The organism is Allobosea sp. BK604, from assembly GCF_004341515.1.
Classification (GTDB): Bacteria; Pseudomonadota; Alphaproteobacteria; order Rhizobiales; family Beijerinckiaceae; genus Allobosea.
Map to the genome: position 1 here is coordinate 152,739 of NZ_SLZF01000001.1, position 12,254 is coordinate 164,992.

13 protein-coding genes are annotated in these 12,254 nt (G+C 67.3%); 10 read left to right on the plus strand and 3 right to left on the minus strand.

Translation table 11 applies throughout. The features are described from left to right. Nucleotides 1–137: 137 nt before the first annotated feature. Both EV560_RS00800 and EV560_RS00805 read left to right on the plus strand, forming a co-directional pair. Nucleotides 138–386: a PilZ domain-containing protein gene (locus tag EV560_RS00800; RefSeq protein ID WP_131853042.1), complete on the plus strand. Its 249-nt coding sequence runs from the start codon at nt 138–140 to the stop codon at nt 384–386. Nucleotides 387–487: 101 nt separating this feature from the next. After that, nucleotides 488–1,222: a class I SAM-dependent methyltransferase gene (locus EV560_RS00805; RefSeq protein WP_131853044.1), complete on the plus strand. Its 735-nt coding sequence runs from the start codon at nt 488–490 to the stop codon at nt 1,220–1,222. On the opposite strand, the gene EV560_RS00810 is transcribed toward EV560_RS00805, so the two are convergent. Further along, nucleotides 1,223–1,630: a GtrA family protein gene (locus EV560_RS00810; protein WP_131853046.1), complete on the minus strand. Its 408-nt coding sequence runs from the start codon at nt 1,628–1,630 to the stop codon at nt 1,223–1,225. A gap of 98 nt (nt 1,631–1,728) precedes the next feature. On the opposite strand from EV560_RS00810, the gene EV560_RS00815 reads away from it, so the two are divergent. Next, nucleotides 1,729–3,111 carry an amidohydrolase family protein gene (locus tag EV560_RS00815; RefSeq protein ID WP_131853048.1) on the plus strand — a complete coding sequence of 461 codons (1,383 nt, stop codon included), beginning with the start codon at nt 1,729–1,731 and terminating at the stop codon, nt 3,109–3,111. Here the strand turns inward: EV560_RS00815 and EV560_RS00820 are convergent, their stop codons facing one another. Further along, a complete protein-coding gene (locus EV560_RS00820) occupies nt 3,112–3,483 on the minus strand; it encodes an ArsR/SmtB family transcription factor (RefSeq protein ID WP_248311837.1) in 372 nt (123 codons plus the stop codon). 98 nt (nt 3,484–3,581) lie between these two features. On the opposite strand from EV560_RS00820, the gene EV560_RS00825 reads away from it, so the two are divergent. The 6 genes from EV560_RS00825 (at nt 3,582) to EV560_RS00850 (ending at nt 10,671) form a co-directional block, all read left to right on the plus strand. Then, nucleotides 3,582–4,790 carry an MFS transporter gene (locus EV560_RS00825; protein ID WP_165923261.1) on the plus strand — a complete coding sequence of 403 codons (1,209 nt, stop codon included), beginning with the start codon at nt 3,582–3,584 and terminating at the stop codon, nt 4,788–4,790. Nucleotides 4,791–4,931: 141 nt separating this feature from the next. Continuing rightward, on the plus strand, nt 4,932–8,249 hold the full coding sequence (carB, locus tag EV560_RS00830; RefSeq protein WP_131853052.1) for a carbamoyl-phosphate synthase large subunit: 3,318 nt from the start codon (nt 4,932–4,934) through the stop codon (nt 8,247–8,249). Nucleotides 8,250–8,348: 99 nt separating this feature from the next. Further along, entirely contained in the window at nt 8,349–8,822 is a 474-nt protein-coding gene (gene greA / locus EV560_RS00835; RefSeq protein ID WP_131853054.1) for a transcription elongation factor GreA, read from the plus strand. Nucleotides 8,823–8,991: 169 nt separating this feature from the next. Continuing rightward, complete coding sequence (locus EV560_RS00840) at nt 8,992–9,486, plus strand: hypothetical protein (protein WP_131853064.1); 495 nt, start codon at nt 8,992–8,994, stop codon at nt 9,484–9,486. Between the two features lie 53 nt (nt 9,487–9,539). Then, the gene (locus EV560_RS00845; protein WP_131853066.1) at nt 9,540–10,049 is read left to right on the plus strand and encodes a hypothetical protein; all 510 of its coding nucleotides are present in this window, start codon (nt 9,540–9,542) and stop codon (nt 10,047–10,049) included. 130 nt (nt 10,050–10,179) lie between these two features. Next, the gene (locus tag EV560_RS00850; protein ID WP_131853068.1) at nt 10,180–10,671 is read left to right on the plus strand and encodes a hypothetical protein; all 492 of its coding nucleotides are present in this window, start codon (nt 10,180–10,182) and stop codon (nt 10,669–10,671) included. Between the two features lie 15 nt (nt 10,672–10,686). Here EV560_RS00850 and EV560_RS00855 read toward each other — a convergent pair whose 3' ends face one another. Next, complete coding sequence (locus EV560_RS00855; protein ID WP_131853070.1) at nt 10,687–11,154, minus strand: Lrp/AsnC family transcriptional regulator; 468 nt, start codon at nt 11,152–11,154, stop codon at nt 10,687–10,689. Between the two features lie 91 nt (nt 11,155–11,245). Between EV560_RS00855 and EV560_RS00860 the strand changes: the two genes are divergently transcribed. Next, nucleotides 11,246–12,229, plus strand: coding sequence for a mitochondrial fission ELM1 family protein (locus EV560_RS00860; RefSeq protein WP_248311838.1), 984 nt, complete (start codon nt 11,246–11,248; stop codon nt 12,227–12,229). Nucleotides 12,230–12,254: the final 25 nt, after the last annotated feature.

Consider the following 12,254-nt stretch of genomic DNA (forward strand, 5'->3'; position numbering starts at 1 on the left):
CCCCAGAGTCGCGCCAGAGCTTAGAGAGCTTTGCACGTTCCACCAACCCGGCCTCTGCAGGCGAGCCCGTGGCTCAAGCCTCGCTCCATCCAGCCGCCTTAGCGTCATGCAGATCGTCGCGTGAGGAAGGCAAGCGCATGGAGAACCGGGGGGCGAAGCGATGGCGTGCGCATCTGCGTATGGTGAAGCTTTTCGACGCGTCCCAACGCTTTCTCGTCGAATGCCGGGTGCTCGACCTGTCGCTGACGGGCGCCCGCCTGAAGCCGGAGACGGACCGGCCGCTGCCGCTCGAACTGACCTATTGCGACGGCGACGAGCGCAATTTCGCCGCCGCGAGCCTGGTCTGGATCAGGAAGGGAGAGATCGGCATCCGCTTCACTGATTGAGATCGGCACCGCCCGAAGCTTGTTGCGAGCGGGCGCTCGTCGTAGTCCTGGCCTCCAGGGCGGCACGGCGCCGCCCTCTCACGGGCGAGCAACGGCGAGACATGTCCTGGCGCGATTTCTGGAACGGCGAGCACGCGATTTACGTCTCCCCCCGCCATAAGCTCCTGCACTACCGGCAGGTCGCGGCCGACGTGATCCGTCATATCCCCTCGCCCGATGCCGTCGTGCTCGACCATGGCTGCGGCGAGGCGCTCTCGGCCGATCGTGTCGCCGCCCAATGCGGCAAGCTCTATCTCTGCGAGGCCGCGCCGAGCGTCCGCGAGAAGCTCGCGGCGAATTTCAGCCATATCCGCAAGATCGCCGTCGTTTCGCCCGAGGAGGTCGCGGCGCTCGAGGACGCGTCGCTCGACCTCGTCGTCGCCAATTCGCTGATCCAGTATCTGAGCCGCACCGAGCTGTCGGACCTGCTCGCGCTCTGGCGCGAGAAGCTGAAGCCCGGCGGCAGGCTCGTCATCGCCGATGTCATCCCGCCCGATGTCAGCCCGCTCACCGATGCCTCGCAGCTCCTCGCCTTCGCCTGGCGCGGCGGCTTCCTGACCGCGGCGCTGGCGGGGCTCGTGCGCACCGCGCTCTCCGATTACCGCAAGCTGCGCGCCGAGCTCGGCCTCGCGACCTATACGGAGGGCGAGATCACCCTGCTGATCGGCGGTGCCGGTTACCTCGCGGTCGAGCGCCAGCCGAATTTCGGCCACAACCCTCACCGGATGACCTTCGCCGCTCGCAGGCCGCCGGAGACGCCTGATCTCGACGGCCGCGACGGAATCGTGCCTGGCTGATCAATGCGCAGCGCGATCGGCGAACGAGAAGAACTTGTGGCCGAGGAATGAGAACACCATCACGATCAGCGTGGTGACGACCTGCATCGGCAAATAGGGCAGCCCAAGCCGGCCGACGAAGACGTGCATCAGGATGCCGGTCAGGATGAAGCCGCCGAAGGCGATCAGCGCGAAGCGCCAGGTCGCCTGGGCGTGGCTATGCGTCGCGTCAAAGGTCAGCCAACGGTTCAGCGTGTAGGAAACGACGGCGCCGAGCGCGAAGCCGGCCAGCGTCGCCGGCACCGGATCGACCTTGGCCAGCTCCACCAGCCCGATCAGCAGCGAATAATGCGCCACCGCGGTGACGCCTCCGGCGAAGACATAGGCGATGATCTGGCGCGAATGGCGCGGGAGGCGGGAGAGCGGCATGCGCGGTCTATAGCCCGGATGCCGGCAGATTTCCTACACGCTTCGCCGCTCGCCGCCTAAGCTGTTGCGATCGCGGCCGGGAGTGGAAAGCACCTGCAATGACCGAAATCGACCTGCTTGTCCGCGCCGAGTTCCTCTATCCGGTCAGCCCCGGCATGCCGGTGATCCCGGACGGCGAGGTCGCGATATCCCGTGGACGCATCCTCCATGCCGGCCCGCGCCAGCCCGAGGGAAGCTGGTTCCCTACCCGCACGCTCTCGGGAGAGGCGAAGGCGGTCCTGCCGGGCTTCGTCAACTGCCACTCGCATGCCGCCTCGCTGATCTTCCGCAGCCAGACCGACGACCATGCCGCCAAGGCGGCGCTGCTCGAGGTCGCCTTCCGGATGGAGAAGGATATCGAGGAGGAGGAGTGGGCCCTGCTGGCCGAGGCCGGCTGCGCCGACATGCTCCAGGCCGGCATCACCACGATCAACGATATCTGGTACGCGCCGCACCGGCTCGCCGAAACGGTCGAGGCCTGCGGCCTCCGGGCCCAGATCGCCCACAAGGTCTTCGATGTCCGCCTGCACGATCTCTGGCGCGGCGACTACACGCACCATGCAGGTATCGGCGAGGAACGCCTGCGCGACGGCGTCGCCTTCGCCGAACGCTGGCATGGCGCCGCGGGCGGGCGGATCACGGCGCGCATCGGCACCCATGCGACCGATACCTGCGCACCCGAGCTGTTGCGCGCGGCCCGCGCCGAGGCGAGCCGTCTCGGAATCGGCATGCATATCCATGCCGCGCAGAGTGCGGCGGAAGTCGAGCAGGTCCGGGCGGCGCATGGCTGCGGGCCGGTCGAGCTTTTGCGCGATACCGGCATGCTCGCTCCCGATGTCGTCCTCGCCCATCTCGTCTTCGCGGAGAAAGGCGATCTCGACGCCGCGCAGGAGAGCGGCGCGACCTATGCCCATTGCCCGACGATCTATCCGCGGCGTGGTCGCTATCCGCCGCTCGAGGACATCATGGAGCGCGGGATTCCGACCGGCTTCGCCACCGACTGGATGCTGAACGACCCGTTCGAGGGCATGCGCAACGCACTCAATGCCATGCGCCTGCGCCTGGGCAGCCCGACCGCCCTCTCCTGCGCTCAGGCATTGGAGCTGCACACGATCGGCGCAGCCCGTGTCATGGGGCTGCAGGAGGAGATCGGCTCGCTCGAAACGGGCAAGAAGGCCGACCTGATCGTCGTCGATCTCGATCGCCCGCATCTCCAGCCCTATTACGGCGACTACGCGGCGCTGGTCTATTACGCCAGGGCGAGCGACGTGGTGACGAGCATCGTCGCTGGCGACATCGTCCTGGAGGATGGCCGCCCGACCATGCTGGATCGCGACCGGACGCTGGCTCACCTCAAGCAGCGCGTCCCGGGCTGGCGCGCCCGCCTCGCCGCTCTCGGCAGCCGCGCCGTATTCGGGCCCGGCTGTCCCTGCTGCGGCTGATCAGGCCGGCAGCCGGACGCGCGGGACCGAGGGATCGCTCCGCGCCGTCTCGATCACGCTGTCGAGCAGGCCGGGAAAGCGCCGGTCGAACTCCTCGCGGCGAATGCTGATGAAGCGCGCAGTGCCCTCGGAGCGCATGCGCGTGATCCCGGCCTCGCGCAGCTTGGCGAAGTGATAGGAGAGCAGCGAGGGCGAGGCGAGCTCCGCGAAACTGCCGCAGCGCGCCTTGTCGACCTCGTCGAAATCCGCCAGCGAGACCAGGATTCCCAGCCTGATCGGATCGCCGAGCGCCGAGAACACATCGGCCGGCAGGACATCGTCGAGCTCGGGGTGGAAAGGTTGCTTCATTCCCAACGAGATAGGGAAATCCATCACTCCTGACAAGATTCAACGATCATTGAAATTAACTTGACCACAAAGTGGGCACCGCCTTAAATTCAATGTTCATTGAAATTTTGAAGGACTGTCCGATGGACACCCGTCTCCTTTGGCTCGCCGGCGGCGCATTCGCGATCGGTACCGGCAGCCTGGTCATCACCGGCATCCTGCCGAATCTCGCAGCTGCCTTCGGCGTCTCGGTCGACACGGCCGGGCTGCTGATCTCGATCTTCGCGCTCGCCTATGCGATCGGCTCGCCGATCCTCTCGACCTTGCTCGGTGATGTCGACCGGCGCACGCTGCTCGCCGGAGCGCTCACCGTCTTCACCCTCGCCAACCTGCTCGCCGCCTTCACCAGCGACTTCACCTGGCTGATGGTCGCCCGCATCGTCATGGCCCTCGCCTCCGGCGTCTTCATGCCGGCCGCAAATGCGGTCGCCGTCGCGCTGGTCGCGCCGGAACGCCGCGCCCGCGCCATCGCGCTCGTCACCGGCGGCATGACCGTCTCGCTGATTCTCGGCGTGCCGCTTGGCACGGCGGTCGCGGCCTATGGCTGGCACTTCGCCTTCCTGGTCGTCGCCCTCGTCGGCGCGCTCGCCCTGCTCGGCCTGATCTTCCAGCTGCCTTCAGGCCTGCCGCGCGCCACCAACTCGCTTGGCGAGCGGCTGCAGGTCGCCAGGCGCGGCGACGTGCTGCTCGCGCTCGGCACCACCGCGCTTTGGACCACCGGCGCCTTCACGCTCTACACCTATATCGCGCCCTTCCTCGCCGCCCATGCCGGCATCACCGGCCATTGGCTCAGCGCCGCGCTTGTCGTCACCGGCATCGGCTCGGCCATTGGCAACCAATCGGGCGGCATCGCCGCCGACCGCTTCGGCCCCGAGCGCTCGCTGACCTTCGTGCTGATTCTGCTCGCCAGTGCGCTCGCCGCCGCCTCGACCGTGGCCGCGACGCTGCCGCCACAGACTGCGGTCTTCATCCTGCCGCTGATCATCATGGTCTGGAGCGGCGCCGGCTGGGCCGGCCATCCCGCGCAGATGTCGCGCCTCGCGGCGATGGCGCCGGATGCTGCCGTGGTCGCGCTCTCGCTCAACGCCTCGGCGCTCTATTTCGGCATCGCCGCTGGCTCGGCGCTCGGCCAGCAGACCCTGCGTCTCGGCGCCTCCTGGCAGCTCGGCTTCGTCGGAGCGCTCTGCGAGATCGGCGCGCTCGCGCTGCTTTTCGTCTCGATCCGCCGCCGCCGGCCGGCGCGACGCGAGCCGGAGATCGACGAGATCTCGATCGCCCCGCCTGTGCGCTGAACGATCCGGCGGGACGTTTTTGCTTTCCCCCGCCGCAACTGCACTCTATAGCGAGCGCCTAGCATTCATTCAGGCGCTCGCTTGGCCCCCGCTCGACCGATCGGAGGGGGCGGCGCGCGCCCGCGAACCGACCGGTCAGACATGCCCAAGCGCACAGACATCAAATCGATCCTGATCATCGGCGCGGGCCCGATCATCATCGGCCAGGCTTGCGAGTTCGACTATTCCGGCACCCAGGCCTGCAAGACGCTGAAGGCCGAGGGCTACCGCATCGTCCTGGTCAATTCGAACCCGGCGACGATCATGACCGATCCGGAGCTGGCCGATGCGACCTATGTAGAGCCGATCACGCCGGAGATCGTCGCCAAGATCATCGAGAAGGAGCGGCCGGACGCGCTGCTGCCGACCATGGGCGGCCAGACCGCCCTGAACTGCGCCCTCTCGCTGCAGAAGATGGGCGTGCTCGAGAAATTCAATGTCGAGATGATCGGCGCCACCGCCGACGCGATCGACAAGGCCGAGGACCGCGAGCGCTTCCGCGAGGCGATGACCAAGATCGGTCTCTCCACCCCGCGCTCGCATCACGTCAAGACGCTTGGCCACGCGCTCGACGTGCTCGACGATATCGGCCTGCCCGCCATCATCCGGCCCTCCTTCACCATGGGCGGCACGGGCGGCGGCATCGCCTATAACAAGAGCGAGTATATCGACATCGTCGAGCGCGGCATGGACGCCTCGCCGACCAGCGAGGTGCTGATCGAGGAGAGCGTGCTCGGCTGGAAGGAGTACGAGATGGAGGTTGTCCGCGATAAGAAGGACAACTGCATCATCGTCTGCTCGATCGAGAACATCGACCCGATGGGCGTCCATACCGGCGATTCGATCACCATCGCCCCGGCGCTGACGCTGACCGACAAGGAATACCAGATCATGCGCGACGCCTCGCTGGCGGTGCTGCGCGAGATCGGCGTCGAGACCGGCGGCAGCAACGTTCAGTTCGCGGTCGATCCCGCCACGGGGCGCATGATCGTCATCGAGATGAACCCGCGCGTCTCGCGCTCTTCGGCCCTTGCTTCGAAGGCGACCGGCTTCCCGATCGCCAAGGTCGCGGCGCGGCTCGCGGTCGGCTACACGCTCGACGAGATCGAGAACGACATCACCGGCGGCGCGACCCCGGCCTCCTTCGAGCCGACGATCGACTATATCGTCACCAAGATCCCGCGCTTCGCCTTCGAGAAATTCCCCGGCGCCGAGCCGACGCTGACCACCGCAATGAAGTCGGTCGGCGAGGCCATGGCGATCGGCCGCACCTTCCAGGAATCGCTGCAGAAGGCGCTGCGTTCGCTCGAGACCGGCCTCGACGGACTCGACGAGATCGAGATCGAAGGCGTCGGCCATGGCGACGACAAGAACGCGATCAAGGCCGCGCTCTCGACGCCGACGCCCGACCGCATCCTCCAGGTCGCGCAGGCCATGCGCGCCGGCTTCACCGACGAGCAGATCCACGAGAGCTGCAAGATCGACCCCTGGTTCCTCGCCCAGATGCGCGGCATCGTCGAGACCGAGGAAAAGATCCGCAAGCACGGTCTGCCGACCACGCCGGGCGCCTTCCGCCAGATCAAGGCGATGGGCTTCTCGGACAAGCGCCTCGCCGCGCTCGCCAACCTGAGCGAGGGCGAGGTCAGGAGCCGCCGCCGCGGCCTCGACGTGCGTCCCGTGTTCAAGCGCATCGACACCTGCGCCGCCGAGTTCGCCTCGCCGACGGCTTACATGTACTCGACCTACGCCATGCCCTTCGCCGGCACGATGGCTGACGAGGCCCAGCCCTCGGACCGCAAGAAGGTCGTCATCCTCGGCGGCGGTCCCAACCGCATCGGCCAGGGTATCGAGTTCGACTATTGCTGCTGCCATGCCTGCTACGCGCTGCGCGATGCCGGCTATGAGACCATCATGGTCAACTGCAACCCGGAGACGGTGTCGACCGACTACGACACCTCGGACCGGCTCTATTTCGAGCCGCTGACCGCCGAGGACGTGCTCGAGATCCTCGAGACCGAGAAGCAGAACGGCACGCTGCACGGCGTCATCGTCCAGTTCGGCGGCCAGACCCCGCTCAAGCTCGCCAACGCGCTCGAAGAGGCCGGCATCCCGATCCTCGGCACCTCGCCCGACGCGATCGACCTCGCCGAGGACCGTGACCGCTTCAAGCGTCTGCTCGACAAGCTGCATCTGAAGCAGCCGAAGAACGGCATCGCCTATTCGGTCGAACAGGCCCGCATGATCGCGGCCGAGCTCGGCCTGCCCTTCGTGGTGCGCCCGTCCTATGTGCTCGGCGGTCGCGCCATGGCGATCATCCGCGACGAGGAGCAGTTCGAGGATTACCTGCTCGGCACCCTGCCGAGCCTGATCCCCTCCGAGGTCAAGGCCAAGTACCCGAACGACAAGACCGGCCAGATCAACACGGTGCTCGGCAAGAACCCGCTGCTGTTCGACCGCTATCTCTCGGATGCGATCGAGGTCGATGTCGACTGCCTCGCCGACGGCAAGGAGGCCTTCATCGCCGGCATCATGGAGCATATCGAGGAGGCCGGCATCCACTCCGGCGACTCGGCCTGTTCGCTGCCGCCGCGCTCGCTTTCGCTCGCGACCATTGCCGAGCTGGAGCGCCAGACCAAGGCGATGGCCCTGGCGCTCGATGTCGGCGGCCTGATGAACGTGCAATACGCCATCCAGAACGGCGTCATCTACGTGCTCGAAGTCAATCCGCGCGCCTCGCGCACCGTGCCCTTCGTCGCCAAGGTCATCGGCGAGCCGATCGCCAAGATCGCAGCGCGCATCATGGCCGGTGAGAGCCTCGCCAGCTTCGGCCTGAAGCCGGCCTCGCTCGGGCATGTCGGCGTGAAGGAAGCGGTCTTCCCCTTCGCGCGCTTCCCCGGCGTCGACGTGCTGCTCGGCCCGGAAATGCGCTCGACCGGCGAGGTCATCGGCCTCGACCGCTCCTTCGACATCGCTTTCGCCAAGAGCCAGCTCGGCGCCGGCTCGAAGGTTCCGGTCAAGGGCACCGTCTTCGTCTCGGTCCGCGACGAGGACAAGCCGCGCATCGTGGAGAGCGTCCGCATCCTCGCCGATCTCGGCTTCCGCATTCTCGCCACCGGCGGCACGCTCAGGCTGCTGCAGGACGAGGGCATTCCGGCCGCCAAGATCAACAAGGTGCTGGAAGGCCGCCCGCACGTGGTCGACGCCATCAAGAACGGCGAGATCCAGCTCGTCTTCAACACGACCGATGGGCCGCAGGCCTTGGCGGACTCTCGCTCGCTCCGGCGCAGCGCCCTCTTGCACAAGGTTCCCTATTATACCACCTTGGCCGGAGCGATCGCGGCAGCGGAGGGCATCAAGGCCTACCGCAGCGGCGATCTCGAAGTACGATCGCTGCAATCCTACTTCGTGCGCGCGGCCTGAAAGCTGCGCCGCGAGGCAGTTCTATAAACGATCGAGATGGGGCACGGGCCGCCGAGGAGGCAGCCCGTGGCTCGGCTTTTCGCAATTTGGGACGGGACGATGGACAAGGTTCCTATGACGGCGAGCGGCTTCGCCGCTCTAGAGGCGGAGTTGAAGCATCGCCAGCAGGTCGAGCGCCAACGCATCATCACGGCGATCTCGGAAGCGCGCGCGCTGGGCGATCTCTCTGAGAACGCCGAATATCACGCCGCCAAGGAAGCCCAGTCGCTGAACGAGGGCCGCATCATGGAGCTCGAATCGCTGATCGGCCGTGCCGACATCATCGACGTCTCGAAGCTCGGCGGCGACACGATCAAGTTCGGCGCCACTGTCCAGCTCATCGACGACGACACCGAGGAAGAGAAGCGCTACCAGATCGTCGGCGAGCCGGAAGCCGACGTGCGCTCGGGCAAGGTCTCGATCGGCTCTCCGATCGCGCGCGCGCTGATCGGCAAGAAGGTCGGCGATTCCGTGCAGGTCAACACGCCCGGCGGCGGCAAGTCCTACGAGGTTGTGAGCGTCAGCTTCCGTTGACCTCGACCGCATTTTCAAGCGAAGTGGATTCCGGTCCGCGCGAAGAGAATGCACCGAAGCCATTGAGCCGGTCTGCGGGCTGGTTTGGGTCGGAAAGCGCTAAGCGCGCGGACATGGATTTGCCCGCGCGACACCCTATGTCTGGATGATCGCATCCGGAGGCTATGCCATGACCACCCGTCGCGCTTTCCTCGCCGCTTCGCTCGCAGCTCCCGCCCTGGCACTCTCCTCCTACGCCGTGCTGGCACAGCCGGTGGCGATCGGCGGCATCCGCGTCGACACCTCCCGCCTGGTGCGGGATTGGGGCGCGCATGCAGCCTGGGTCAAGGTTGCGCTCGAGCGCCAGTTGGGGGCGGCCTTCGCTCCCACCCTGCAACCCGGCGCGCCGCTTCTCTACGTGACCGTCCGCGCCATCAGCCTCAGCAGCTATGCTGCAGTGGGCGGCGGCGCAGGTGGCGGCAGCGCCGGCAATTCCGACTCGCTCGACTGCCAGACCCTGCTGCTCGGCAGGGGCGACCGCGTGCTCGCGACCTATCCGATCCTCACGACGCTCGATGCTGGCGATGCCGGAGCCTGGTATCTGCCCGATATCGATCAACGTCGCCTCGACCGGCTCGTTCGCGCCACCGCGTCCTGGATCAAACGCTACGTCGTCCCGGGCTAGGTCTGTCCTCCGATACGAGGACGGACCCTGGCCCTCCTGCACGGATGCCCGCCATGCTCGATCGCCGCGCATTGATGCTCTCCGGCCTGGCAAGCGCCTCGGCAGCACTTGCCGGCTGCCAGACCACGCCGCCACTGGGAGCCGGCGTTCCGGTCGGAGCCATTCGCGTCGACGTCTCCCGCCTCGTCGAGCTGGGCTGGGGCGCGAACGCCGCCGGCATCAAGGTCGCGATGGAGCGTGAGCTCGCCACCCTTTTCGGCCCGGCGCTCCGGCGCGGAGCAGGCCCGACGCTCGTCGTCGAAATCCGCGGCATCTGGCTTGCCAGCTACGCGGGCACCGGCGGCGGCGGCAGGTTCGGCGGCGGCGGCGCGAGCAATGACAGCCTCGACAGCATCGCGACGCTGGTCGAGCCGGGCGGGCGCGTGCTCGCGACCTATCCGATCCTTTCGACGATCTCGTCCAGCTCCGGCGGCGCATGGTATCTGCCGGATATCGACCAGCGGCGGATCGCGGCGCTCGTCGCGAACAACGCGCTCTGGATCAAGCGCTACGTCGTCGGTTAATGCATTTTCGAGCGACGTGGACGCCGGTTCTCGTGAAGAAAATGCGTCAAAACAAAGGGATAGAGCATGTCCGCGCTTCGACGAAGCGCGGACATGCTCTAAGCAGTTCGACCCCGAAGGATACGCCGCCATGCTGGACCGTCGCGCCCTGATTGCCTCCGCCCTGGCGGCCGCAACGATTGCTCTGGCGGGCTGCCAGACGACCACGCCGATTGCCGCCGGCATGCCGATCGCCGCCGTGCGCGTCGACGCCTCACGCCTCGCTGAGCTCGGCGTCGGCCCCTATGCCGGCAGGATCAGGGCGATCGTCCAGGCCGAGCTCGACCGGGCGCTCGCGCCGAACGGGCAGCGCGGCGGCGCAGTCGTGACGGTGGCCCTGCGCTCGCTCTTCCTCTCCGCCTATGTCGGCAGCGCCATCGACGATGGCGAAGGCAGCGATCATCTCGAGAGCCTGACCACCGTCACCGGCGCCGATGGCCGCGTGCTCGCCACCTATCCGATCAATTCCTCGAACGGCTCGGGCGATGCCGGCGCCTGGTACGCCCCCGGCCTGACCGACAAGCGCATCGACCTGCTGGCCCACAACCACGCGCTCTGGATCATCCGCGCGGTCCGGGGCTGAGCCCGCGACACAGGATCAGCCGCCGAACGGCACGATCGGCTCGTCCTTGACCCGGTCGAGCGCCAGCGCCGTGCGAACGTTGCGGACGTTCGGCAGCGCCGTCAGGTCGCCGACGAAATCCTGAAAGGCCTTCAGGTCGGGCGCGACGCATTTCAGCACGAAATCGATATCGCCGGAGAGCTTCCAGCACTCGCGCACCGCCTCCCAGGCGCGAATGCGGCTCTGGAAAGCTTCCAGATCGGCCTCGGCCTGGCTCGCCAGATGGACGAAGGCAAAGCAGACGACGTCGAGCCCGAGCTTGCGCTCGTCGAGCTGCGCGCGATAGCCCGTGATCAGCCCGGCCTCCTCCAGCGCACGCACCCGCCGCAGGCATGGCGGCGGCGAGATACCGACCCGGCTCGCTAGCTCGACATTGGTCATCCGCCCGTCGGCCTGCAGCTCGCGCAGGATGCGGATATCGATTTCGTCGAGCTTTGAACGCACAAAATCCCCCAGGGAAACGAAGTTGCGCTGGTGTAGACGCAGCGCTGAGGCGATACAAGGCATCCTCCACGCCAGTTCCGGAGACATTTTATTGCCGCTCGCCCCCCTGCCCTCGATCTGGGTCCTCACCGACGGCAAGGCCGGCGACGAGATGCAATGCCTCGGCGTTGCCGAGCGGCTCGGCGTCGCGCCGGAGATCAGGCATGTCGCGCCCGGTAAGCCCTGGGTCTGGCTGATGCCGCGCGGGCCGATCGACCCGCGCGAAGGCCCCGACCGACAGAACAGCCCGATCCGCCCGCCCTTTCCCGATATCGTCATCGCCTCCGGCCGGCGCGCGGTCGCCTATTTGCGCGCGGTCAAGAAGGCCTCGAACGGGCGCAGCTTCACCGTCTTCCTCAAGGATCCGCGCACCGGCGCGGCAACCGCTGACCTGATCTGGGTCCCGGAGCATGACCGCCTGCGCGGCGAGAACGTGCTGGTCACCGTGACCTCGCCGCACAAGCTCGCGCCCGAGCAGCTCGCGGCCGCCCGGACGAACCCGCCCCCCGCCATCGCCGCCCTGCCCGGCCCGCGCGCAGCCGTTCTGGTTGGCGGCAACAGCCGCCACCATAGCTTCAAACCGCACGACATCGCCCGCTTCGCCGAGGCGCTGGACGCGCTCGCAGGGTCGGGCGTCGCGCTGATGGGCTCGCGCTCGCGCCGCACCTCGCCCGAGCTGGACAAGGCGGTCGCGGCCGTATTCGCCAGGCATCGCGGCTGGTGGTGGGACGGCACCGGCGCCAACCCCTATATCCCGCTGCTCGCCAATGCCGACGCCATCGTCGCCACCGCCGATTCCACCAACATGATCGGCGAGGCGGCCGCGACCGGCGCACCGATCCTCGTCTTCGAGCCGCATGGCGGCCACGGCAAGCTCGCGACCTTCCTCGAAGCACTGAAACGACAGGGCGCTGTGCATCATTTCGAGGGACGGCTTGAAGGCGCGCGCTATCAACCCATAGACTCGACCGGGATTATTGCCGAGAGAGTGCGCCAGGGCTGGCTCGAGCACCGCGCCGAGCTCGGCATCGCCTGATCTTGAGCGGTCTCGGGCTTGCACA

Coding starts and splice junctions, on each gene's coding strand:
- EV560_RS00820 (WP_248311837.1), bottom strand. CDS start 3,483: ATGGATTTCCCTATCTCGTTGGGAATGAAGCAACCTTTCCACCCCGAG.
- EV560_RS00840 (WP_131853064.1), top strand. CDS start 8,992: ATGACCACCCGTCGCGCTTTCCTCGCCGCTTCGCTCGCAGCTCCCGCC.
- EV560_RS00810 (WP_131853046.1), bottom strand. CDS start 1,630: ATGCCGCTCTCCCGCCTCCCGCGCCATTCGCGCCAGATCATCGCCTAT.
- carB (WP_131853052.1), top strand. CDS start 4,932: ATGCCCAAGCGCACAGACATCAAATCGATCCTGATCATCGGCGCGGGC.
- EV560_RS00845 (WP_131853066.1), top strand. CDS start 9,540: ATGCTCGATCGCCGCGCATTGATGCTCTCCGGCCTGGCAAGCGCCTCG.
- EV560_RS00850 (WP_131853068.1), top strand. CDS start 10,180: ATGCTGGACCGTCGCGCCCTGATTGCCTCCGCCCTGGCGGCCGCAACG.
- greA (WP_131853054.1), top strand. CDS start 8,349: ATGGACAAGGTTCCTATGACGGCGAGCGGCTTCGCCGCTCTAGAGGCG.
- EV560_RS00805 (WP_131853044.1), top strand. CDS start 488: ATGTCCTGGCGCGATTTCTGGAACGGCGAGCACGCGATTTACGTCTCC.
- EV560_RS00815 (WP_131853048.1), top strand. CDS start 1,729: ATGACCGAAATCGACCTGCTTGTCCGCGCCGAGTTCCTCTATCCGGTC.
- EV560_RS00800 (WP_131853042.1), top strand. CDS start 138: ATGGAGAACCGGGGGGCGAAGCGATGGCGTGCGCATCTGCGTATGGTG.
- EV560_RS00825 (WP_165923261.1), top strand. CDS start 3,582: ATGGACACCCGTCTCCTTTGGCTCGCCGGCGGCGCATTCGCGATCGGT.